The organism is Paenibacillus sp. S-12 (genome assembly GCF_030363895.1).
Classification (GTDB): Bacteria; Bacillota; Bacilli; order Paenibacillales; family Paenibacillaceae; genus Paenibacillus_B; species Paenibacillus_B alvei.
Genome location: NZ_JASIUF010000005.1, coordinates 563,241 through 586,050, shown reverse-complemented (window position 1 = coordinate 586,050; position 22,810 = coordinate 563,241). Strand labels below are relative to the sequence as shown.

General features: G+C 47.3%; 24 protein-coding genes. All 24 read right to left on the bottom strand.

What is annotated here, in order from left to right; all coding sequences use genetic code 11:
• Nucleotides 1-3 precede the first annotated feature (3 nt).
• Nucleotides 4-2,091 (bottom strand): chemotaxis protein CheA, encoded by a 2,088-nt coding sequence (locus NO352_RS05535; protein ID WP_262866853.1) that lies wholly within the window; start codon nt 2,089-2,091, stop codon nt 4-6.
• Nucleotides 2,092-2,132: 41 nt separating this feature from the next.
• A complete protein-coding gene (locus NO352_RS05530) occupies nt 2,133-3,497 on the bottom strand; it encodes a protein-glutamate methylesterase/protein-glutamine glutaminase (RefSeq protein WP_262866854.1) in 1,365 nt (454 codons plus the stop codon).
• Nucleotides 3,498-3,562: 65 nt separating this feature from the next.
• Nucleotides 3,563-4,477, bottom strand: coding sequence for a MinD/ParA family protein (locus tag NO352_RS05525; protein ID WP_262866855.1), 915 nt, complete (start codon nt 4,475-4,477; stop codon nt 3,563-3,565).
• Nucleotides 4,478-4,481: 4 nt separating this feature from the next.
• On the bottom strand, nt 4,482-5,867 hold the full coding sequence (flhF, locus tag NO352_RS05520; RefSeq protein WP_005550569.1) for a flagellar biosynthesis GTPase FlhF: 1,386 nt from the start codon (nt 5,865-5,867) through the stop codon (nt 4,482-4,484).
• Nucleotides 5,864-7,897 (bottom strand): flagellar biosynthesis protein FlhA, encoded by a 2,034-nt coding sequence (gene flhA, locus NO352_RS05515; RefSeq protein WP_005550570.1) that lies wholly within the window; start codon nt 7,895-7,897, stop codon nt 5,864-5,866. The genes flhF and flhA overlap by 4 nt, the downstream gene beginning before the upstream one ends.
• 31 nt (nt 7,898-7,928) lie before the next feature.
• Nucleotides 7,929-9,065 carry a flagellar biosynthesis protein FlhB gene (gene flhB / locus NO352_RS05510; RefSeq protein WP_005550571.1) on the bottom strand — a complete coding sequence of 379 codons (1,137 nt, stop codon included), beginning with the start codon at nt 9,063-9,065 and terminating at the stop codon, nt 7,929-7,931.
• Nucleotides 9,062-9,850, bottom strand: a complete 789-nt coding sequence (gene fliR / locus NO352_RS05505; protein WP_262866856.1) for a flagellar biosynthetic protein FliR — start codon at nt 9,848-9,850, stop codon at nt 9,062-9,064. Before fliR ends, flhB begins: the two co-directional genes overlap by 4 nt.
• Nucleotides 9,851-9,861: 11 nt before the next feature.
• On the bottom strand, nt 9,862-10,131 hold the full coding sequence (gene fliQ / locus NO352_RS05500; protein WP_005550573.1) for a flagellar biosynthesis protein FliQ: 270 nt from the start codon (nt 10,129-10,131) through the stop codon (nt 9,862-9,864).
• Between the two features lie 34 nt (nt 10,132-10,165).
• A complete protein-coding gene (gene fliP / locus NO352_RS05495; RefSeq protein ID WP_005550574.1) occupies nt 10,166-10,918 on the bottom strand; it encodes a flagellar type III secretion system pore protein FliP in 753 nt (250 codons plus the stop codon).
• Between the two features lie 8 nt (nt 10,919-10,926).
• Nucleotides 10,927-11,466 carry a flagellar biosynthetic protein FliO gene (locus NO352_RS05490; protein WP_005550575.1) on the bottom strand — a complete coding sequence of 180 codons (540 nt, stop codon included), beginning with the start codon at nt 11,464-11,466 and terminating at the stop codon, nt 10,927-10,929.
• A gap of 4 nt (nt 11,467-11,470) precedes the next feature.
• The gene (locus NO352_RS05485; protein ID WP_005550576.1) at nt 11,471-11,833 is read right to left on the bottom strand and encodes a response regulator; all 363 of its coding nucleotides are present in this window, start codon (nt 11,831-11,833) and stop codon (nt 11,471-11,473) included.
• Between the two features lie 22 nt (nt 11,834-11,855).
• Complete coding sequence (gene fliY, locus NO352_RS05480) at nt 11,856-13,112, bottom strand: flagellar motor switch phosphatase FliY (protein WP_289355041.1); 1,257 nt, start codon at nt 13,110-13,112, stop codon at nt 11,856-11,858.
• Nucleotides 13,102-14,100, bottom strand: a complete 999-nt coding sequence (fliM, locus tag NO352_RS05475) for a flagellar motor switch protein FliM (RefSeq protein WP_289355040.1) — start codon at nt 14,098-14,100, stop codon at nt 13,102-13,104. The genes fliY and fliM overlap by 11 nt, the downstream gene beginning before the upstream one ends.
• A 48-nt stretch (nt 14,101-14,148) precedes the next feature.
• Complete coding sequence (locus NO352_RS05470) at nt 14,149-14,604, bottom strand: flagellar basal body-associated FliL family protein (protein ID WP_005550581.1); 456 nt, start codon at nt 14,602-14,604, stop codon at nt 14,149-14,151.
• On the bottom strand, nt 14,601-14,825 hold the full coding sequence (locus NO352_RS05465; protein ID WP_005550583.1) for a flagellar FlbD family protein: 225 nt from the start codon (nt 14,823-14,825) through the stop codon (nt 14,601-14,603). Before NO352_RS05465 ends, NO352_RS05470 begins: the two co-directional genes overlap by 4 nt.
• A gap of 96 nt (nt 14,826-14,921) precedes the next feature.
• Nucleotides 14,922-15,743, bottom strand: coding sequence for a flagellar basal body rod protein FlgG (gene flgG, locus NO352_RS05460; RefSeq protein ID WP_005550584.1), 822 nt, complete (start codon nt 15,741-15,743; stop codon nt 14,922-14,924).
• A gap of 144 nt (nt 15,744-15,887) precedes the next feature.
• The gene (locus NO352_RS05455) at nt 15,888-16,286 is read right to left on the bottom strand and encodes a TIGR02530 family flagellar biosynthesis protein (RefSeq protein ID WP_005550586.1); all 399 of its coding nucleotides are present in this window, start codon (nt 16,284-16,286) and stop codon (nt 15,888-15,890) included.
• Entirely contained in the window at nt 16,283-16,822 is a 540-nt protein-coding gene (locus NO352_RS05450; protein ID WP_005550588.1) for a flagellar hook capping FlgD N-terminal domain-containing protein, read from the bottom strand. The genes NO352_RS05455 and NO352_RS05450 overlap by 4 nt, the downstream gene beginning before the upstream one ends.
• 47 nt (nt 16,823-16,869) lie before the next feature.
• Entirely contained in the window at nt 16,870-18,192 is a 1,323-nt protein-coding gene (locus NO352_RS05445; RefSeq protein ID WP_289355039.1) for a flagellar hook-length control protein FliK, read from the bottom strand.
• A 27-nt stretch (nt 18,193-18,219) separates the two neighbouring features.
• Complete coding sequence (locus NO352_RS05440) at nt 18,220-19,146, bottom strand: MotE family protein (RefSeq protein ID WP_289355038.1); 927 nt, start codon at nt 19,144-19,146, stop codon at nt 18,220-18,222.
• Nucleotides 19,147-19,191: 45 nt separating this feature from the next.
• Entirely contained in the window at nt 19,192-19,638 is a 447-nt protein-coding gene (gene fliJ, locus NO352_RS05435) for a flagellar export protein FliJ (protein ID WP_005550593.1), read from the bottom strand.
• 7 nt (nt 19,639-19,645) lie between these two features.
• The gene (fliI, locus tag NO352_RS05430) at nt 19,646-20,974 is read right to left on the bottom strand and encodes a flagellar protein export ATPase FliI (RefSeq protein ID WP_005550595.1); all 1,329 of its coding nucleotides are present in this window, start codon (nt 20,972-20,974) and stop codon (nt 19,646-19,648) included.
• Nucleotides 20,964-21,809 (bottom strand): FliH/SctL family protein, encoded by an 846-nt coding sequence (locus tag NO352_RS05425; protein WP_268600440.1) that lies wholly within the window; start codon nt 21,807-21,809, stop codon nt 20,964-20,966. Before NO352_RS05425 ends, fliI begins: the two co-directional genes overlap by 11 nt.
• On the bottom strand, nt 21,802-22,809 hold the full coding sequence (fliG, locus tag NO352_RS05420; RefSeq protein ID WP_005550597.1) for a flagellar motor switch protein FliG: 1,008 nt from the start codon (nt 22,807-22,809) through the stop codon (nt 21,802-21,804). Before fliG ends, NO352_RS05425 begins: the two co-directional genes overlap by 8 nt.
• Nucleotide 22,810 lies beyond the last annotated feature (1 nt).

Here is a 22,810-nt window from a genome sequence, read left to right as displayed (position 1 = left end):
TGATTACTTCAGTAAGGCATTCGGGTCTATGATCAACGCCACTTGCCCATCTCCAAGTATCGTTGCACCAGAGAAGCCCGGCGTGTTTTTCAAATAGGTTCCGAGCGGCTTCAGCACAATCTCGCTTTGACCGATAAAGTCATCTATAGCGAGTGCAGCCAAGCGTTCGCCTTTACGCACAATGATGATTTCTATCTCTTCTTCTTCCATATCCGAATAATTCGGACAATCGAACAATGTGCTGAGGGACAGCAAAGGAATTACGCTGTCTCGGTAATCGACCATTCGAATTCCACCGTGAACACGGCGTATTTTCTCTTTCTTAACCAAGCTGGTTTCCACAATAGAGCTAAGCGGAATTGCATATTTCTCGCTGCCCAAACGGAAGAGCATTGCTGATAAAATCGACATCGTAAGCGGAAGCTGTACAATGAACTTCGTTCCTTGTCCCAACTTGGACTCTACGATAACATGTCCGCCAAGTGAAGTAATCTTCGATCTTACGACATCAAGTCCTACGCCCCTGCCTGAAATATCAGAGACTTTTTCCGCCGTACTAAAGCCGGAGGCGAACAATAACATATAAACTTGTTCATCGCTCATTTGAACTGCTCTCTCTGCAGTCACTACCCCATTCTTGATGGCTTTCTTCAGAACCATCGCGCGGTCAATTCCATGACCGTCTTCTTCAATTTCGATGAAGACATGGTTGCCGCTGTGGAACGCCCGAAGATGGACAGTTCCGGTTTCTGATTTGCCCGCTGCGATACGTTCTTCGATGGATTCAATACCATGGTCAACTGCATTACGCAGCAAATGGACAAGAGGATCACCAATTTCATCAATTACCGTGCGATCAAGCTCAGTCTCAGCACCTGTAATAATGAAATCTACTTTTTTATCTAGTGATTTAGCCAAGTCCCGCATCATCCGCGGGAATCTGCTGAATACTGTATCAACTGGCACCATGCGCAGCTTGAGTACGATATTTTGCAGATCGGAACTCACACGTGACAGATGCTCCACAGTGTCTGTCAAATCATGATTTTTCAGTTCTCCGGACAATTGTTCAAGACGAACACGGTCGATAAGCATTTCGCTTAATAGATTCATTAATACGTCAAGTCGCTCAATGTCCACTCGAATTGTTCGATTTCCAACTGGTTTTCCCGTAGCAGCGGCTGCTGTATTTGCCTTTCGAGCTGGAGCAGAAGGCGATTCCGAAGCCGCAGACTGCTCTTGCTTTACGTCGGGCTTGGATGGCGCTGCTGTTGCCGCAGCTTCCTGCTTTCCAGCTTGTATCTCATCAATCTGACTGTTCCAATTCCGAACATCATCAAGCGTGAATGGCTGCACCTGCACACTGTCCAGCTCTGAAACCTGTCCGATTTCTTGCTGTAGACGCGATTCCTGTTCGCTACTGACATAGAACACAGAAAATCCATTTTCGAACTTGTCCTGCTCGATGTCCTGTGCTGGCGGGTTCGACTTCACAACTTCTCCGTACTGCCCTAATACTTGGAACACCATATAAGCTCGAGCAGCCTTAAGCACGCAATCTTCACGCAATCGGATATGAATATGGTATACATGCATGCCTGCTTCCAGCGATTGCTCCAGTATACTTCTTTGGAATTCATCAAGCCGTTCGTTTTGCTCTTCTTCACCAGAAGCAGAGCTGCCGTCTTCAGAAGCTGCTTCTTTTTTGTAGTCGCCCTTGACTATGGACTGAAGAGATGCAACGATTGCCGTCACATCCGCCTTCCCTTCACCGCCATTGGTGATATCGGAAACCATTGCTTCCAAAGCATCCAAGCTTCGGAATAACGTATCAAAAATGAAGGAGTCCATTGCAAGTAGGTTATTTCTCACAAGATCCAATACATTTTCCATCTGGTGGGTTAGTGAGGCCAAGTCCTCAAATCCCATCGTTGCCGACATCCCTTTGAGTGTGTGGGCAGACCGAAAAATAACTTGCACAATCCCAACATCGTCCGGCTGGTTCTCCAACTCTAGCATGTGCTCGTTCAACGCTTGCAAATGGTCGTTCGCTTCGTCAATAAACATGGACAAATATTGATTCAAATCCATGCTCGAACACCTCCTTTAACGATTTGCACAACAGTATCTGATCATTTCATCGCATGTGTGATGGACTTAGCCATCTGCTGAAGTGGAATGACTTGCGATACACATCCCAACTCGATTGCCGCGCGCGGCATGCCGAAGACGACGCAGCTTTCTTCACTTTCGACAAAGGTAGAAGTCACGCCCTCGTCGGCCAACCGTTTCATCATTTTTGCACCATCACTGCCCATCCCTGTTAACAGAACAATATGTCGTTTTAGCTCCTTCAACGGCAAAAGCGACTCGAAAAGGGTATCTACCGAAGGACGATGCCCGTTGCGAGGCTCTCCTTTAGAAAGAGCAATTGAATATGTCCCCTCCGGGTTGCGCACAGCCGTCATATGCATGCCGCCTGGCGCTATATAGGCTACTCCGGTATGAAGCACTTCGCCATGCTGCGCCTCTCTCACTTCGATATCGCTATAATTGTTCAATCGTTCAGCTAATGACTTCGTAAAATTAGGCGGCATATGCTGAACCACCAATATCGGCGCAGGGATTTGCTTAGGGAGCGATGATAACAGTTGCTTCAATGCACGCGGTCCGCCTGTTGATGTCCCGATGGCAATGATTTGATCGAATTTGACTAGTTGGGTCGCACTTACAGCTTCATGCTGTCCTGTGACCCGGGAAGACATCCCATCTATTTGCTCATCGCGACAACGTGGTTGTACTTCAGCATCTGAGATTGGAACAGGTGGCTTGTCCTCTCGAGAACGGCTAGTAACAGCCTTTTCGTCCGGAGTTCGACGTGTCTGCTTTTCATTAGCTGCCAATCTTGCTGCGGCTCGAGATGCCAATGGACTTTTAGCCTTTGGCTTATGCCCCTCCTCTTTACGAGGTTTCGAAGCAGATTGATTCGGCGGCAAAGCATGATTTTCTTCTGTCTGAGAAGCTGTCGCCGCATACTCCCTTTTAAGACGCTCCCCTTGTTCCCGCAATCGCTCAAGCTGACGCTTCCTTTCTTGAGAAGCGATAGCAGTATGCAGCTTCTCTCGAAGCATTTCTCCTACATTATGTATATCTTTCGATCCGCCCGCTGGACTTGGCTTGCATACGAAGTCAAATGCTCCATATTCAAGGGCGGATAATGTTTCCGAACGCCCTTCCTCTGTCAAGCTTGACAGCATAATTACTGGAGTAGGACATTCTGTCATGATGCTCTGAAGTGCTTCTAAACCATTTCGAATCGGCATTTCAACATCAAGCGTCACAGCATCCGGTTTCAGTTCCATCACTTTATGTACAGCATCCACCCCGTCTGAGGCTGTCCCTACAATTTCAAAGGAATGATCCTGGATGATTAAATCAGAAATAATCGTTCGCATGAAGGCCGAGTCGTCCACAACAAGCACTTTCTTAGTTGTCAATTTCTCATCACGCTCCCTGGCAGCAATTTGTGAATACTGCGTCCTTCATTCCATTATGCGTTCATTTAGGAAGACCATTTGCCCAGCCATTTGCGCAAGAAATGCTTAACACCACCAGTTTGGCCCGCCTGCCCTGCTCCGTGCATATAGGCATTGGCTAGTTCGCGCAGTTGCTTGGCAACTATACATTGTGGATACAAAATGGTAAACGGGATTTGCTTCTTCACAGCCTGCATGACATGAGGATCATCATACAAAATGCCAAGCGTGGGAATCGGGCGATGTAGGAATCGCTCCGCTACTGAGGATAGTCGCTCAGCAGTTTGGCTTCCCTCTTTCCAGTCAGATGCACGATTAATTACGAGACGGAACGTATGATCAGGTCTAGCTGCAGTCACAACCTTAATCAGTGCATAGGCGTCCGCAGTGGATGTTGGTTCTGGTGTGGTTACGACAAGTGTTTCATCCGCTGCAGTTAGAAATTGCATCGTTTCCTTACTTAAACCCGCTCCCGTATCGAACAATATGACATCATATTGTTCTGACCATTTTTCCATTTCCTGAATGAAGTGTTCAATATGAACAGAAGGCATATCCAGTAGTTCTTGAAACCCTGAGCCCCCAGGAATGTAATGCATCCCGCGAGGGCCCACCTGAATAATATCCTGCAAGGAACGCCCGTCACGCAGCACATGCATTAGGCTTACCCCCGATGTCGCACCAAGCAGTACATCGATGTTCCCCATGCCAATATCTGCATCGAATACTAGTGTTCGATATCCCGCCTCCTGCAAGGAGAGTGCAAAGTTCAACGTGAAATTGGATTTCCCCACTCCACCTTTGCCGCTCGTAACCGCAATAATGCGTGCCGTTGAAACCTGAGCGCGTTCCTGCGGCTTTCTGCTTACCGGCATCATTCGAGCTTTCTCATGACGGGACTCTACCAGTTGTCTTAGCCCTTCTGCTTGATCATAGCTCATCTCGTCATGCACCTACTATTCGTCTTACCGCATCATCCACTTGAAATGGCTCGATATCATCAGGTACGTTTTGCCCTGTCGTCACATAGCTGAACGGAATTGTCGTCCGCTCAGCAAGCTCCAATACTGAACCGAATGTATCTGTTTCATCCGCCTTCGTGAAGATAATCCGGTCGATACGCTGTCTCGAGAAACGCTCCAATATAGCTATCATATCTTCCGTCTTGGAGGTTAAGCTCAAAACGAGAAATGTCTCGCTGTCTGGATACGGTCTGAGCATCGTATTCAACTCATTTACATACATGTCATTGCGGAAGTTCCGCCCAGCTGTATCCATAATGATGAGATCACAGCCCTGCAGCGCGCGAAGCGCCCGCTCCGTGTCATTTGGTGAGGTCACTACCTCCATTGGTACGTTCAGGATTGATGCATACGTTCGCAACTGTTCAACCGCAGCAATTCGATACGTATCCGAAGCAATAAGCCCTACCTTGCGCTGATGATGGAACATTTGATCCGCCGCCAGCTTCGCAATCGTTGTCGTCTTGCCTACTCCTGTTGGCCCTACTACGTACAAAATACGGGTAGCCGGTGTCAATCCATGAACAACATGCGACTGCAGCTTTTCCTCCACAATGTCTTTCACATAACCTCTCAGCACATCGGAGTCAGGTTCCTCTTCACGGTTTAATTTGCATTGCTCCCAAGCTTGTTGAACATACCCGTAAGCAGCCTCTTGTGACAGTCCCTGCAAACGAAGATGGCGCTCTACTTCCTGCGCGCTTTCTGACCATGAATCATAGTTGACACGCTCCATAACTTTACGCATCATCCGTTTCATTTCAGCCAATTCCTTTTGCAAATGCGGATCTGCCTGCTCTTCTTCAACCGATGTTATCGGAACAACGGAGCGCTCAGAACGTGCAAAAGGAAGCTGTGCCGGGGGCTCAGTCGTATTTTCCTCTACCGACTCAACCGCCGCCAAATGCAAGGATGTCGGAGGATAAGCTGCTCCGTTGGAGGTTATAGATTGCTGTACACGGTTGGCTGCATCAGCATGTCGCTGTGCTATTCCTTGCTCCGCTGCATCCCTAGTAAGAACGCTTCCTCCAGTTCCTCCGTACATTGAACGGGCAACCGATGAAGGGATATATGATTGCATCCCTCCATTGCCAGAAATCTGATTCGATTGTGTGGGAGTCTTCACAGCAGGCTTGGTTTGTTCGTCGACAGCTGCAACTACCTCAATGGCCCGTTTGCGGAACATGCCAAGAATACCGCCTGTCTTAACCTCTTTAGTGCTGACAATGACCGCATCCTTGCCCAGCTCTTGCCTGATTTGACTCATGGCCTCCGGCATCGTTTCGACGAGGTACTTTTTCACCCTCATACATTCACCACTCCGACGCTTTGAATTTCAACATTTGGTTCAAGCTCATTGTAGGACAGCACCGGCACATCCTGCATTGCACGCTCCATCAACTGGCGCAAATACATGCGAATATTCGGAGATGCAAGCATAATCGGCGAATGTCCGGATTGAAGGAGCTTCTGAATCTGTTCGCTCATGCGCTGATATACTTGCTGTGTCGTATTCGGATCCAGAACAAGGTAAGAACCATGCTCATTTTGCTGCACATTCTCCGCAATTTTCTTTTCCAAGCTAGGCCCAATTGTAATAACACGCAGCGTCTCGCCTGGAGTTGAATATTGCTGTGTAATTTGTCGTGCTAGCGCTTGACGTACATATTCCGTCAACACATCCGGATCCTTCGTGTATGTACCGTAATCGGCCAGTGTTTCGAATATCGTTACGAGATCGCGAATCGATATTTTCTCTCGCAGCAACTTAGCCAAAACTTTTTGAACATCACCGATCGTCAATACATTTGGAATCAGTTCATCCACAAGTGCAGGATATTGTTCTTTAACAGTTTCAACAAGCGATTTTGTTTCCTGACGACCAATAAGCTCGTGTGCATGCTTCTTAATGATTTCGGTCAGATGCGTAGCCACGACGGAAGGCGGATCTACAACCGTATATCCTGCCAATTCGGCACGCTCCTTCATTGCATCATCCACCCATAACGCAGGCAGTCCGAATGCCGGCTCTACCGTTTCGATTCCTGATACCGATTCATCATCATAACCAGGGTTCATCGCCAGATAATGATTGAGCAGAAGCTCGCCGTGGGCTACCGCGTTGCCCTTGATTTTGATAACATATTCATTCGGCTTCAGTTGGATATTGTCCCGAATCCGGATGACGGGAACGACTAATCCAAGCTCCAATGCACATTGGCGTCGAATCATAATAATGCGGTCGAGCAAATCCCCGCCTTGCTGTGTATCCGCTAGTGGAATGAGTCCATAACCGAACTCAAATTCAATCGGATCAACCTGCAACAGATTGACTACACTTTCTGGACTGCGCACTTCTTCAATTTGCAGCTCTTCTTCAAGCTGTTCTTCTTCGATTTGCCGTTCATCAATGTTCTTCTGCATCCGATACCCAGCAATCGCGAGAATAACGGCAAAAGGAATCGTAGAACCAATTCCAATTGGGGTAAGAAGACCAAGCAAAGCGATCGTTCCTGATACAATGTAAAGCAGCTTTGGATAGGCAAACATCTGCATTCGCAAATCTTCTGCCAAATTACCATCAGATGCTGCTCTTGTTACGATAAGACCTGCTGCAGTCGAAATGAGAAGCGCTGGAATTTGGCTGACGAGACCATCACCGATCGATAAAATCGAATACGTGGATGCCGCATCGCCAAAAGATTTGCCATGCATCGCCATTCCGATAATGAAGCCGCCAATCAGGTTAATAAGTAGGATGATGATACTTGCGATCGCATCCCCTTTTACGAATTTGCTGGCACCGTCCATGGCGCCATAGAAATCCGCCTCTCGACTAATCTTATCGCGGCGATCACGGGCCTGCTGCTCGTTGATAAGTCCTGCATTCAAGTCTGCGTCAATTGCCATCTGCTTACCGGGCATCGCATCGAGCGTAAAGCGTGCTGATACTTCAGCGACCCGCTCTGAGCCTTTCGTAATAACAATAAACTGTACAATGACAAGAATGAGGAAGACGACAAGACCAACTGCGATATTTCCTTGCGTTATCCACTCACCAAAGGTGGCAACTACGTCACCAGCTTCGCCATTCGTAAGAATTTGCTTCGTAGTGGATATGTTCAGCGCGAGTCGGAACAATGTCGTAATGAGCAGCATAGCCGGGAAAATCGAGAAGTTCAACGCTTCCCTCGTATTCATGGCAATGAGCAAAATCATGAGCGCGATCGATATATTGATTACGAGTAAAATGTCTAGCAACCATGTCGGTATGGGCAAAACCATCATGAGTACGATACCGATAATACCGACCAAGACGAATAAATCCCTCGTTTTCACGGAATGCACCCTCCATCCTTGAACAAATCAATCAATTGACTTTGCCTTTTAATTTGTATACGTATGCCAGTACCTCAGCCACGGCTTGGAACAAATCGGCCGGAACGGTTTCGCCAATATCGGCCCTTTGATACAAAGCACGGGCGAGCGGCTTGTTTTCCATCGTTATGACGCCGTGTTCCTTGGCAATCTGCTTAATACGGAGCGCGACGTAATCCTGTCCCTTGGCGATAATCTCTGGCGCATCCATCGCGCCGCCATCATATTTCAATGCAATGGCAAAGTGCGTCGGGTTCGTAATGACGACATCCGCCTTTGGCACCTCCTGCATCATGCGCATGAGCGCCATGCGTCGCTGACGTTCACGAATCTTACCCTTAATGAGAGGGTCGCCTTCGGTCTTTTTGAATTCGTCCTTAATGTCCTGTTTCGACATCCGTAAGCTTTTCTCGTATTCGTACCGTTGGTACATGTAATCCAAAGCAGCAAGCACGCATAACGCTGCTCCAATCTTCAATCCGAGCATAAGCGTCAAGTGACCCGTAAATGACATAATGTCATTCAATGGAACATGGGACAGCATGACAATCGTATCTCTCTCTCCCCACAATGAGGTGTAGACGATCACGCCGATCGTCGTAAGCTTCAAGATCGATTTCAGAAATTCAACTACGGAACGCATGGAAAAAATGTTTTTGAACCCTTTAATCGGATCAATCTTCTCTAATTTCATCTTCAACGGCTCGCCAGTAAACAGGAAGCCAACCTGCATATAGTTAACGACCAGTGCAATGACAATTGCTGCAATGAACAACGGTGCCATTATGATCATTAGCTTCATAAAAATAGAGCTAAAGTAACTAAGCACATTGTTTGCTGTTACATCCATGGTAAGCCGGTTTTGCAATACATCAGAGAATAATTCGACAATCCGATCCTTCATAAAGCCGCCGAGTGCGAACAAGCAAGAGAACCCTGCCAAGAGAATGAATGCTCCTGAGAGATCCATACTTTTGGCAACTTGCCCTTTCTTGCGTGACTCCTGTCGTTTCTTCGGCGTAGCTTTCTCTGTCTTCTCTTGCGAGAAAAGCTGCAAGTTCAGCTCATAACGTAGTGCATACGCGTGACGATTCGACTCATCTGTACGTATCTCGTGAAGCTGCTTCATCCTCTCGCCCCCATCATGCGTAACAACTGATCGAGCGCTTCGAACAGCGTAGAGAACAATTGCTGCAGTACGTATACAAGGCCTGGTACGACTAGCAGCAACATAAGAAGACCAACAATTAGCTTCAGTGGGATGCCCACGACGAAAATATTAAACTGTGGCGCTGTACGCGCTAGAAATCCCAGTGCTACATCAGTTAAAAACAATGCAACGATAAGTGGCGCAGAGACCTGAAACGCAATGATGAAAGCTTCTGTGAATGATTTCATAATGAAATCTGTAACATTCCCATTTGCAATTTGTGCGAAAAAAGCATTTTCATCCAGCGGAAGCCACTTAAAACTTTGCATAATTCCGTCGATAAAGTAATGGTGGCCGTTCATTCCAAGAAACAATAACACGACAAATATGTATTTAAAGTTGCCCATCACAGGTGAACTTGTCCCGGTCAAAGGATCAATGACATTAGCTATGCCGAATCCAATCTGCATATCAATGAATGATCCTGCTGTCTGCACAATGGAGAAGAACAGTTGAGCCAAATATCCAATGAGCAAACCTATTAATATTTCCCGGACAATATATACGATATAAGTTCCATCTGTTGGTACACTCTTGCCAAGCCCAAACAACAAATAGGCGATAACACTGACGAAGAATGCGAGCCCAATCTTGAAACGAATCGGCACGCCTCGGGAAGAAAAGACAGGGACGGCGACAAAGAATGCCGCAATTCGACACAGCGAGAGCAAAAAAACAGGGAAAGCTTGTACGAGCATTTCCATGGCTTCACTGCCTAACCGATATAATGATGCAAGTTATTTAAAATATTGTGCGTAAAATCCACGAGTGTCGTTAAAATCCAGGGTCCAAATAGCAGAATTACGATCATAACCGCCACAATTTTCGGCACGAATGCAAGTGTCTGCTCTTGAATTTGTGTCGTCGCTTGAAATATGCTTATCAGCAATCCTACGACTAAGGCTACTGCCAGCATGGGCGCGCCGACCTTAAGAACAGTAAACACAGCCTGTCCAGCCAGCCCCATTATAAATTCTGCACTCATGTTCATTCCTCCCGTTCGCCATGTCCCACTCGCGTCATGTATTGAAGCTCATGAGCAATGATTTCACTACGAGATACCAGCCATCGACGAGCACGAACAATAAAATCTTGAACGGCAGCGATATCATGACTGGCGGCAGCATCATCATCCCCATGGCCATTAGCGTACTGGCCACTATCATATCGATGACCAAGAATGGGATAAAGATCATAAATCCCATTTGGAACGCCGTCTTCAACTCGCTGATCGCAAATGCAGGCACGAGTACGGTTAACGGAATATCTTCATATGTTTTCGGTTTTTCCGTTTTGGTGTATTTCATAAATAAGAGCAAATCTTTCTCACGTGTATGTGAGAACATAAACTTCTTCATCGGAACAGATGCCTTCTCGAGCGCTTGGTTTTGATTCAACTCACCCTTTAAATACGGCTGCAGGGCAGTTTGGTTCACTTCACCAATGGTCGGGGACATCACAAACAAAGTAAGAAAGAGCGCCAGACCAATCAACACCTGATTGGGCGGCATCTGCTGCGTCCCTAGGGACGTTCGAACAAATCCCAAAACAACCACAATACGTGTAAAGGATGTCATCAGTACGAGTATTGCTGGAGCTAAGCTCAATATTGTAATAAGCAGCAATATCGATATCGATGATGCTCCCGGCTGTCCTCCGCCACCAACTTTAATGTCGATGTCTGGAATGATGGGAGATGCCATTGCCCAATGAGCTGACATGCTGGATACAAACAGTGCGACGGTTACAGATAGTAACAATTTTTTGTTCATGAATCCATCTACCGATCTTCTTTAATATCATCTTTTAATAGTTGCTCCACTTGCTCGCTGCGCTTCGGCATGCGTTCAAGCTTCTCGTGAAACATTTCATGAAATGAGACTGTGTCCGTCTCTTCTAGCTTCGTGTTACTGTCAACGTTGCGTCCATTGCGTCCAACCCGCAGACGCTCCTTCCACTCCGACCAGGAGGTTGGCCATGTCGCTGTCGGCTGCTCGCGTTCAAGCGCCGCGATGAAGCGTGCCGCTTGGGCCGGATCGGATATTTTATCAATGAGTGTAATATCTTCCCCGATGCCCAATACATAGACGACATCGCCAACTTCTACGATTTGCATCGACTTGTTCGGTCCGAGGCCGGTGCCGCCCAACGTCCGGATACTCTGGTTCAATTGCCACATTCGATTCTTGCGGCTCAACAGCTTGATGAACAGCACGATAAGCACGATAATGACGGCAAGCGACAACAACACGGTCAATAAGCTCGATAAATATCCATCGACACCAGATGATTGCATCAGTTGACCGCTGTCATTTTTCATACAATTACCCTAGCGTCTTCTTGATAGCTTCGATTACGCGATCAGCTTGGAACGGCTTCACGATGAAGTCCTTCGCGCCTGCTTGAATCGCATCGATTACCATGGCTTGCTGCCCCATAGCGGAGCACATAATGACTTTGGCGTTTGGATCGGATTTGCGAATTTCTTTAAGCGCTGTAATTCCGTCCATTTCCGGCATTGTAATGTCCATTGTAATCAGGTCAGGTTTATGTTCTTTGTACTTTTCGATCGCTTGCGCACCGTCCGATGCTTCCGCGACAACATCATAACCATTTTTAGTTAAAATGTCGCGAATCATCATTCGCATAAACGCTGCGTCATCTACGATCAAAATACGGTTTGCCATCGTTGAGAATCCTCCCCAAATCTTATTGTAGTTTTTGAATTCGATCCCACTGATTGATAATATCTGTGACACGCACGCCGAAATTCTCGTCAATAACCACAACTTCACCTTTAGCGATCAGCTTGTTGTTGACAAGAATGTCGACAGGTTCGCCTGCCAGCTTGTCCAGCTCGATAATGGAGCCCTGGGAAAGCTCCAAAATGTCTTTGATCTGTTTGTGTGTCCTACCTAATTCTACTGTGACTTTGAGTGGGATGTCCAACAATAAATTTAGATTTGATTCATCCGGTTGTTGGTATGGAGCCGACTGGAAATTTGCGAATTGCACAGGCTGCACATTCACATTCCGATTAGGCGCTGTCCCATATGCTGCAGCTTGATCTCTATGCATATCCATACCCGGCGTATGCATTGGAGCAGATGTATAAGGTTGCTGCATTGCGTGTCCTCCTCCCATTGGATCATAATGGCCCTGCATCGGCGGAACGTGAGATTCCATAGTTGGTGCAGTCATTGGCGATTCATAAGCTGATTTTGCTTCTGGCTGCATTTCTGCAACTGGAGCTTCTGCAGCAGCCGCAGGTTCATCTGAAGCTGAGTCAAGAAGCAGAGAGATCATATTACGTGCAAATGGAACCGTTAATATTTGCATGATCGTGGAATCGATCAGGTCACTAATTGTCAGGCGGAATGAAACCTTAACGAGCACGTTATCATCAGGCAATGTGTCTACACCAGTTCCATTGGACATGTCCAAGATCCCGATCCCCGGAGGGGAGATATTTACCAATCGGTTAAATATCGTAGACATCGATGTTGCAGATGATCCCATCATTTGGTTCATCGCTTCTTGTACAGCACTAATATGAATTTCTGTTAAATCATGGCTTGTGTTTGTGCCGTCTCCACCCAGCATCAAGTCTGCAATTACTTGCGCATCCGATGTTTTAATAACGAGTGAATTTACACCCTCAAAGCCTTCCACATAACGCACGTGAACAGCTACATGCGGCTTAGGAAATTCATTTTCCAAGTTTTCACGCTGCAGCAGCGAAATGCGAGGCGTTGTGATCTCGACCTTTTTACCGAGCAGTGTGGACAATGCTGTCGCTGCACTACCGAATGTAATATTGCCGATCTCACCCAACGCGTCAATTTGAATCGGGTCTAAAAACTTTTCAATGGAAGGAGTACCGGCTTCTTCGGCAGACGGTTCATCCGATGATCTCTTCAGCAACGCGTCAATTTCCTCCTGTGACAAGTAGTCCTTACTCGTCATGCTCTTCCACTCCTTCATCTACAACTTGCTCGATTTGTACTGAAATTCGATCCTTGTATACACCAGGTGTTCCTATGTATTTCTCGCGTTCGCCGACCCGGATCGATAATCCACTGTCAACCGGCTTGTTCAACGCGATTACATCGCCAACGGCAAGCTGCATCAGCTCATGTACCGTAATTTGGGATGTCCCAAGCTCCACCGATATAGGCAGTTTTGCTTTTGTTACGCGCTGGCGCAATTTTTCGACTTCAATCGGTTCCCTTGTCTTCTTCTCCGACACGAACCAATGGTGTACGGAGAGCTTCGGCATAATCGGCTCAATGACGACATGCGGAATACACAAATTAATCATCCCCGTCGTATCTCCAATTTTTGTGCTCAAAGAGATGAGCGCAATTGTTTCATTGGGCGATACGATTTGCATAAATTGTGGATTTGTCTCCAGTGCTTCAAGTCTTGGTTCAATATCAAGGACATTTTTCCAAGCTTCTTGCAAACTGTCGAACGCACGGCTGAATATCCGCTCCATTACCGTCGTTTCAATCTCTGTCAACGCATTGATCTTCGATGGAGAAATACCAGTACCACCCAGCATGCGATCCAGCATTGCAAAGGCTACGTTAGGGTTCACTTCAAGAACCATCCGTCCCTTGAACGGTTCAGCCTCAAAGATATTCAAAATGGTCATTTTCGGAATAGACCGAATAAATTCGTCATACGGCAGCTGCTCCACCTGTACGACATTGATTTGTACAAATGTCCTGAGTTGCGCAGAAAAATATGTTGTTAAATATCTGGCAAAATTCTCATGGATGCGTGTTAAGCTGCGAATATGATCCTTAGAAAATCGAACAGCCCGCTTAAAATCATAAGAGCGAATTTTTCGCTGCGTTTCCTCTTTTTTCAGCTCTTCGGCATCCATTTCTCCAGAGGACAACGCCGCGAGCAAGGCGTCAATCTCATTCTGTGACAGCACGTCAACCAATCGTTTCACCCCCTTACAGGAATCAACTACAACAGATGCAAGCGCCCCTTAGAGGCGTTGCATAATGAAATCAGTCAAGTCGACTTGGACGACCTTGCCTTCCGGCAACTGCTTATTAATCAATTCAAGCAGCTTGGAACATAATTGATCCTGTCCCTTCATGCCTTGCAGCTCTTCTGGCTTCATATCAGCGAGCGTGCGCAGTATGAGAGGCTTAATGCGAAGGTCTTTGATCTTGTCGAACTGTTCCTTGGTCTTCTTGCTGTCCAATTGAAATGCGAATCCTGTCAGCACAATATAGTCGTGATCCGCCAGGTTCGTCTTGATTTCATTCATACTGGACGTCATATCTACAATTTCATCGGCAGACAGTCTAGGTACGGCAATGTTCCCAGTTGGGGTTGCTTGTTTCCCTGGTGTTGTGTTCCATATTATAATGACTACCACTGCAATTAACGTGAGCGCTAGCAGCACCGTAATCATCCACGGCAGCATTCTTTTCATGGTTGACCCTCCGATAATTCTGTCTTCTTCGTTCCTGCAATAATGCCTACAGAACGTATGTATTGTTCAATACGGGTAATAACTTCTTGCCCTTTCTCCAGCACAATTACCTTTTTACCTGTCGTTAGGGTGATGTACGTATCTGGCGTCTCTTCAACGGACTCGATAAGAAGGGCGTTCACCCAAATAGGCGATCCATTCAATCTCGTAACAGATATCATTCTATTCCTCCTTTCGAGCGCCGCCCGTCATCCCGCAAGCTTGGCCATTACAGACACGGCTACCTGCGGGATTCAGGAAGCATTATCTGCTAATGCTTATCGCTTCAAATTAACAACCTCTTGCAACACTTCATCTGAAGTGGTGATGATGCGAGAGTTCGCTTGGAAGCCGCGTTGTGCAACGATCATTTCTGTGAATTCAGAAGTCAGATCGACGTTCGACATTTCCAATTGACCTGAAATGATAGCGCCTGTACCTGCTTCCGGATCGTTCGCCTCCGAAAACTCATCAAGAGTGCCGCCCTCGATCGCATTCGGTGTCAAGCGGTACAAGTTGCCCCCAACCTTTTCCAGACCTTCAGGATTCGGAATTTTTGCAATACCGATTTTAACACCGGTTGCTTCCGTCGTACCGTCATCCTTCTTTGCTACGATTTCACCATTTTGCCCGATAGTGAAGGCAACGATCTCTTCATCCAGCGTAATTGGCTCACCACCTGCATCCAATACCCGCAAGCCGTCAGAAGTAACGAGTTGGCGATTGGCATCCAGATGGAAGTCACCAGCCCGTGTAAAGAAGGTAGCCCCATCTTCACCCATGCGAACCGCGAAGAATCCATCTCCATCAATACGCAAGTCTAGCGGACGGTTCGTCGTCATCGCACTGCCGCCTGTATGAATATTGTCAATCGAAGCAACAACAGAGCCGAGTCCGATCTGCTTGGCATTGACGCCTCCTGTACCATCATCACCTGGTGCAGTTGTTCCTGATACCGTTTGGCTCATAATATCCTTAAAGGTTACACGTCCAGCCTTGAAGCCAGCTGTGTTCACGTTCGCAATGTTATTGCCGATTACGTCCAGCTTGGTTTGAAAGCCGCGCATCCCGGATACACCCGAGTACATGGATCGAATCATTTTTTTACCTCCGACTATTCATTATTCCGCTCACTTCAGTCGTTCCATGAGCGAAGGCCTCCTTAACGGTCCAGCCTTGTTATACAGCGTTCTTACCGCGTGTATAATCTTTCATCTTTGTTTCCTATTCACAACCAGTGAACATTAATTCATAAGAACAGCACTGTCTATTTGTGTAAAGATGTGATCCTGTTGAGATGCCTCGTCCAAAGCAGTAATCACCGTTCGAGATTGAACATTCACAATAAACGCCTGCTTATTGACTACAACCAACGACTGCTTAGCCCCTTTGGATTCTGCTTGTGAAATAGCCTGCTTCATTTTTTGCATGAGATCCGGCGTCATGGACATCCCGCGCTCCTTCATTCGAGCTTGCGCATGATGACTGAACCGAACATCCTCTTGCTTATGAAGCTCCTGACTCAGCAGCTGCTGGAACGGAGGGAGAGCATTGGTCTTTCCATTCAAAGCCGTCCGCGAAGTTGAACTTGCCTGTACAGGACGAATCGGCGGCAAGTGTCCTAGCGGCCCATGGATATTCATGAGTTTTTCTCCACGGCTTGTTCCGGCTTGCTTGTCTTATTTCCATCCTCTTGTTCGCCCGATGGCATGCGAATTTCCGTAATGTACTTCATTTCGACTTCGTCCTTGCCTACTTTGGCATACATTTTATTATCACGGACTAATATTGAATCCACGATACCTGACTTGATTTGAGTCGTGCTTTCATTACCATCCGTGTCCGCTGCATCTTTTTGAGCGATCCAATTAATTTGCTTACCAATCATATTGGAGGACATTCCAAGCGTCTGCTGCATCGTATTCATCTGCGTCGAAATATTCATCAACTGCTCAACAGAACTGAATTGCGCCATCTGTGCGATAAAGTCGCGATCCTGCATTGGCTGCATCGGATCCTGGTTTTGCAATTGCGTGATTAGAATTTTAAGAAATTCATCCTTGCCCAGCTTCTTCTCTTCCACACGTCCTGCCAAAGCCATATTGTCCTTGTGATAGTTCGGGAACGTTACGACTTTATGCAACTGATTGTTCGTGACACCATTAATTTCTCCCGGCACTTCCGCCCCTCCCTTCTCAATGCTTGCTGTTCTACATTGCGTACGATTTATACCGATGCTGAGAAGGTAGATTGACCATGAGCACGCAGTGCCTCTTTCACTTGCTCTTCATCTTGTATTAGCGCTGCTGCTTCTTCAATGGAAGCTGCTGCTGATCGCTGCTTTGATTGACGTTCTGACGACTGTTGTCGGTTAGCATTGGACTCTCTTTGTTCTTGGAACATCGATGAAGTCAAGGATGAAGCTGGCTGCTGCGCAACTTCAATCTTCTCAACTTGTATGCCTTGTGTCTGCAGCGCTCCGCGCAGCATTGACATCTGTTGCTCCAGCATTTCCTTCGCTAGTCCATGCTCCGTCATAAAACGAGCTGTCAATTGTCCATTATGCATCGTTAAGCGAATATCAACTTGTCCCAAATGCTCCGGATACAACGAGATTTTCGCTTCGGAAACACTTCCTAGCTTGCTGAAGCGAAGCTGCTTCACAATGAATCCAGACATTTCATTTGCAAATCGATCAGCATGAACAACAGGTGTAGATTTCGCTGTATTCAATCCGTCCTGTTTCATTGCCCATTGACCCGCCAGCATGACTTGTTGAACAGGCTGTCCTTCGTTGCTGTCCAATGTGGTTGGTTCCACAACAGCTCCTGATGCTGCTTGATTCGCTGTAGATGGACGAAGCAGTGCATTTAATTCATCGATCCTTTTCACGACACCCTGCAATTGGCCATCCTCTTGCCCAGCGGCCTTAGATGCAGCCGCTTGATTCGCTCCATTTCCAGTAATGAACCGCAAAAGATCCTGATTCCCATCAACTTCTGAGCCAGTACCATTAGCAAAAAGCGCAGCACGCAGCATATGAGTGAATTGATGCGGTTCAGCATTGCCCTTTGGTGCTTCCAAATACGCCGCCAATTGAGCCAATACATCACGAACCGCTATTGTAATCGTCTCTGGCTGTGCAATCAAATTCTGAAACTGTGCTGAGTCTCCTTGCTGTCCTGGATTCTGCTGTTGTAGCCACTCGTGCGTCTGCAGAAGCCACTGCTGCAATGCAGCCATTAGTGCAGAGTCGGGATTTGCTGCAAGCTGCTCATCCAGTTGCTTAAGCGGCTCATCGAACCATTGATCAATGACCGCCGTTAACGCCTCCCCGTCTTCGGAGCCCAGCGCAGACAGAAGCTCATTTGAAGACATCATCGAGCTAAGCGAAGAAGACATCGTCGCTTCTCCTTCAGCCCCAGCACCGCCCATGCACTGAGCAAGGGTAGCCCAGAATCCACTGGCGCCAGTATCGCCTTTTGATTGAACACCGCTGAAAAAGGATGCTGCATTACCAGCTGATACGTTCGTAACCGTTCCTGACATGTTATCACCTCCTTCCGTAATTTACGGTTATTGGTTCGGCAATAATTTTGCAACTAATTTGGCAGTCTTTGTCTTGTCCAAATCAGTCATCGCATTGATTAATTTCGAGCGCGTCGCATCATCGACCGAGCTCAATACCGTCAATGCTTTGTCCGGGTTGATTTTTGCTGTTTCAAGCAGGAAGCTTGCCCCACTCTTCGGAGTCATGCTTGAGAATGTTTTGCTAAGTTGTGAGCGATCCAGCCCCGTTTGAGCCTCTTTCGTACTTTCGTTCTTCTTCAGTCTTGCTTGCAGAGCGCGTACTTCGAGATTGTCGGACGGCTTGATATTCTTCAACATCATGGATGCCTCAGCTGCCACCTTCGGATTCATCTTCTCTAGAACCTTGACTCGGTTATCCGGCTTCATCGCATTTAATACAAGCACAATTTCTTCCGTCGCCATGTTTTCTAAAATGGGCGCTGCCTTACTTGGCATCATCTTCGCATAGATATTCGCCAAATCCTTAATTTGTCGATCTGACTGCTCTTGGTTGGTTTGTTCTTCTTGGCGATTGCTCTTGAGCGTTTGCAGTTCATGCTTCAACTCGGCAACTTCACCCTCCAAAGTTTTACGCTTGTCCGCTAGAACCCGTAAATCCTGATCTTTCGAAGTAAGCAATGCCTTCAATTCAGTTATTTGATCAGACTGTGCCTTAGCGTCATCCTGTTTCGCTTTCTCTTTTTTCTCTTCCTTCGCTTTTTCCTTCGTTGCCTCGTCTGGAGTGACCCATTTATTCACGATCGGAATTTCACTCGCAATCGACACCAACTGGTTGCGCCAGTTTGCATTAAAAAGCGTCAAGAGCACGCCGATAAGAATAATCGCGAAAATAATTGGAGTTACAAAGAACAAAAACCGCTCAAAACCTGAATAATTACTTTCTTTCTCTTCTTCTGTCATTATCTCTGACACTGCTATCCCTCCTGCTTGTGCGGCGGGTCTGAACCGGTATCCATGTTAGCGGGCGGCCATGTGATAGCGGACCGTTGCGAGCTCGTCCATCTCACTTTGCTCCCACAATGCCGTTTGCCGCTTGAACTCCTCTTCTGCTTTTTCACGGGCTTTGGTCCATACCTTTTCATCTGTCATCCGTTCGGCAAGCTCACCTTGCTTGTCCTGAACATGGATTTCGGCAGAGCGCACCCGTGTCCTCGCATGTTGGATTTGCTGTTCCACATGGGAGATGTACTGCTGCCAAGCTTGAACTTGCGCAGCCGGCGCACAGCTGTCTACGCTCTGCTGCAGTTGCTGCCTCGCTGTCTCGAATTCTCGAAGACATTCCTGTAGACTATTCTCCTCTGCATGAAGATGTCCAACAGCCTCTGACAGCATCCATTCTGCTTGTTTCTTCTCATTCGTCTTCAGATCCAGTACCTTCTGGAATGAATAATGAAAAGCTCGCACTGCTCATTCAACTCCCTGGAAATTGCATCATTAATTGCTCAACTGTGTTCTCATAAGAAGCCTGCTCCTCAATACGCTGCTTCGTGAACGACTCGATTTGTTCAATATAGGCGATAGCCTCATCGATCGCCGGGTTACTGCCCTGCTGATAAGCGCCGATGTTAATTAAATCTTCGGATTCACGGTAGACCGCTAGCAGCCGCTTCAATTGCTCTGCGGCTAATTGATGATCTCTTGGCACAATATCCTTCATAACCCGACTGACACTGGCCAATATATCGATTGCCGGAAAATGTCCCTTATTGGCGATGCTTCGGTTCAACACAATGTGTCCATCAAGTATCCCACGTACCGCATCGGCAATTGGTTCATTCATATCATCACCGTCAACGAGCACGGTATAAAAAGCAGTAATCGAGCCGCTAGTTCCGGTTCCCGAGCGTTCCAGCAGCTTCGGCAAGCTTGCGAACACAGAAGGAGTATAACCGCGTGTCGCCGGAGGCTCTCCTACTGCAAGTCCAACCTCACGCATTGCCATCGCATAACGGGTAACGGAATCCATCATGAGCATGACATTCATGCCGCGATCTCGGAAATACTCCGCAATCGTCGTTGCTATCAGCGCACCCTTAATCCGAACGAGCGCAGGCTGATCCGAGGTTGCAACAATAACAACTGAACGAGCAAGACCTTCAGGCCCCAAATCCCGCTCAATAAACTCCAACACTTCACGTCCGCGTTCACCAATAAGAGCAATGACGTTTACATCAGCATCGGTATTGCGTGCAATCATGCCAAGAAGTGTACTCTTCCCGACGCCTGATCCGGCAAATATACCTACGCGCTGACCATTGCCTATCGTCAGTAATCCATCGATTGCTCGTACACCGACTCCTATTGGACTGCTGACTCGTTGGCGTTTCAACGGATTGGCCGGTGTATTCGTTGTTGAATACTGTGACATTCGTGTCGGCAAGTAGGAACCGTCAAGCGGTCTTCCAAGTCCATCTAACACTTTGCCAAGAAGCTCTGATCCAACTGATACGCTTAATGGCTTGCCAGTGCCTACAACATCACAGCCAGGACCTATGGATTGCAGTTCACCAAGAGGCATAAGAAGCACCTTATTGTCTCGGAAGCCTACTACCTCCGCCATTAACGGCTCGCAGCCCTTCGACGGGTAGATATAACATACTTCCCCAACGCTTGCATCCGGCCCCTCGGATTCAACCATTAATCCGATTACTTGTGTTACCTTGCCATTCACACGGACAGGATCTACTTGCCGTAAATAATCCATGTATTTATTCGCATTCCATTTGTAATTAAGCGTCATCGTCTATACGCTCCTCTTGCTGTATCGCCACCTGCAGCAGTGCCTTCTTGATTTCAGACAACTGTGTGTCAATGCGGGCGTCGATGCTTCCAAGGGATGACCGTACAACACAGCCCCCATCGTTCACGCTTGTATCCGGAATAATTTCCAGTTCAGCTTGAGAATCTATGGCAAGTCCAAGTTCTTCTCTAGCCGCATGTACGAAGGAGAACTGCTCTGGCGATACACACAGCGTAATTGTTCCGCTCTCACGCTTGCGGGCAAGTGTTCGGCGAGCAATTTCGAGTATAATGTCCGGATCGACCGTAAGCTGCTGTTGAATGACCTTCTCCGCAACGGCACAGCTAAGCGTAACGACGAAAGGCTCAGCCTCCTGGAGGATTTGCTCTTTGGCCTGATACGCTTGCTGCAAAACAGCTTGGGCTTCAGCGATTTTACGCTCATATGCCTGCTGAATTTCCTGCTCCGCTTGGGCCATCCCTTGCTGATAGCCTTCGTCATATCCTTGCTGCTTTAACGACTCGACAAGTTGCTCATCTTGCTCTCTCCGCTCTGTCCACCAGGCATCGATCTGTTCATGAGCTTCGCTTAACATTGTTTCAGCTTCTTCCGCTGCATTTCGCACATGCTCTTCAGCGAACGATTCTGCATCATCGAGAATGGACTGCCGCAAGCTTGCAAGCTGCTCATCCTTATTCAGGACATGCTCCGCTGTTACCAGCTCAGCTTCTTCTTCATTCGGTTCCGTGTTCTGTTCGAGATGGCGGCGAACCGCCTCCAGCATTCTCAGCTGCTCGACAGGTACATACTGTGTTGATTTGATGACATTAGACAACGATATCATCTCCTCCGCCGCGAGCGATGATCACTTCACCCGCTTCTTCTAAGCGACGGATAGTCGACACAATTCGGGTCTGCGCTTCTTCCACATCACGCAGCCGCACTGGACCCATAAATTCCATTTCTTCCTTGAACGTATCCGCCATCCGTTTGGACATGTTCCGGAATATCGATTCGCGAACCTCTTCGCTGGCAACCTTGAGCGCAAGCTGCAAGTCGCTGTTGTCGATGTCGCGGATAATGCGTTGAATCGAACGGTTGTCGATATTGACGATATCCTCGAATACGAACATTCTCTTTTTGATTTCTTCAGCCAATTCCGGATCCTGAATTTCAAGTGAGTCCAGAATTGTGCGTTCCGTGCCTCGATCGACGCCATTCAAAATGTTGACGATCGATTCGATGCCGCCCGCACTTGTATAATCCTGTGTAACTGTAGACGACAGCTTTTGTTCCAATACTTGCTCCACTTGGCTAATAACTTCTGGTGAAGTGCTGTCCATAAGCGCAACTCTTCTTGCGACCTCTGCCTGCTTCTCTGGTGGAAGTGAGGAGAGAATGACCGATGCTTGCTCGGTTTGCAAATAAGAGAGCACCAGCGCAATCGTTTGAACATTTTCGTTTTGGATAAAGTTGAAAATCTGCTGAGCGTCTGCTTTGCGTGCAAAGTCAAACGGTCTCACCTGCAGCGTAGCTGTCAGACGATTAATAATATCCAATGCCTTCTGCTGTCCAAGCGCCTTTTCCAATATTTCTTTTGCGTATGTAATACCGCCTTGCGATATATATTCCTGTGCCAAGCAAATTTGATGGAATTCGCTCATCACTGCTTCTTTTTCCGCTGCATCTACTTTACGTACATTAGCGATTTCGAGCGTTAACTGCTCAATCTCTTCATCCCTGAGGTGCTTGAATATTTGGGCTGACACTTCCGGTCCGAGAGTGATGAGCAAAATTGCCGCTTTTTGTCTGCCTGTTAATCCACCTTTGACCATT

Coding starts and splice junctions, on each gene's coding strand:
- NO352_RS05535 (WP_262866853.1), bottom strand. CDS start 2,091: ATGGATTTGAATCAATATTTGTCCATGTTTATTGACGAAGCGAACGAC.
- NO352_RS05525 (WP_262866855.1), bottom strand. CDS start 4,477: ATGAGCTATGATCAAGCAGAAGGGCTAAGACAACTGGTAGAGTCCCGT.
- flhF (WP_005550569.1), bottom strand. CDS start 5,867: ATGAGGGTGAAAAAGTACCTCGTCGAAACGATGCCGGAGGCCATGAGT.
- flhB (WP_005550571.1), bottom strand. CDS start 9,065: ATGAAGCAGCTTCACGAGATACGTACAGATGAGTCGAATCGTCACGCG.
- fliR (WP_262866856.1), bottom strand. CDS start 9,850: ATGGAAATGCTCGTACAAGCTTTCCCTGTTTTTTTGCTCTCGCTGTGT.
- fliQ (WP_005550573.1), bottom strand. CDS start 10,131: ATGAGTGCAGAATTTATAATGGGGCTGGCTGGACAGGCTGTGTTTACT.
- fliP (WP_005550574.1), bottom strand. CDS start 10,918: ATGAACAAAAAATTGTTACTATCTGTAACCGTCGCACTGTTTGTATCC.
- NO352_RS05490 (WP_005550575.1), bottom strand. CDS start 11,466: ATGAAAAATGACAGCGGTCAACTGATGCAATCATCTGGTGTCGATGGA.
- NO352_RS05485 (WP_005550576.1), bottom strand. CDS start 11,833: ATGGCAAACCGTATTTTGATCGTAGATGACGCAGCGTTTATGCGAATG.
- fliY (WP_289355041.1), bottom strand. CDS start 13,112: ATGACGAGTAAGGACTACTTGTCACAGGAGGAAATTGACGCGTTGCTG.
- NO352_RS05470 (WP_005550581.1), bottom strand. CDS start 14,604: ATGAAAAGAATGCTGCCGTGGATGATTACGGTGCTGCTAGCGCTCACG.
- NO352_RS05465 (WP_005550583.1), bottom strand. CDS start 14,825: ATGATATCTGTTACGAGATTGAATGGATCGCCTATTTGGGTGAACGCC.
- flgG (WP_005550584.1), bottom strand. CDS start 15,743: ATGATTCGATCCATGTACTCGGGTGTATCCGGGATGCGCGGCTTTCAA.
- NO352_RS05455 (WP_005550586.1), bottom strand. CDS start 16,286: ATGAATATCCATGGGCCGCTAGGACACTTGCCGCCGATTCGTCCTGTA.
- NO352_RS05445 (WP_289355039.1), bottom strand. CDS start 18,192: ATGTCAGGAACGGTTACGAACGTATCAGCTGGTAATGCAGCATCCTTT.
- fliI (WP_005550595.1), bottom strand. CDS start 20,974: ATGACGCTTAATTACAAATGGAATGCGAATAAATACATGGATTATTTA.
- fliG (WP_005550597.1), bottom strand. CDS start 22,809: ATGGTCAAAGGTGGATTAACAGGCAGACAAAAAGCGGCAATTTTGCTC.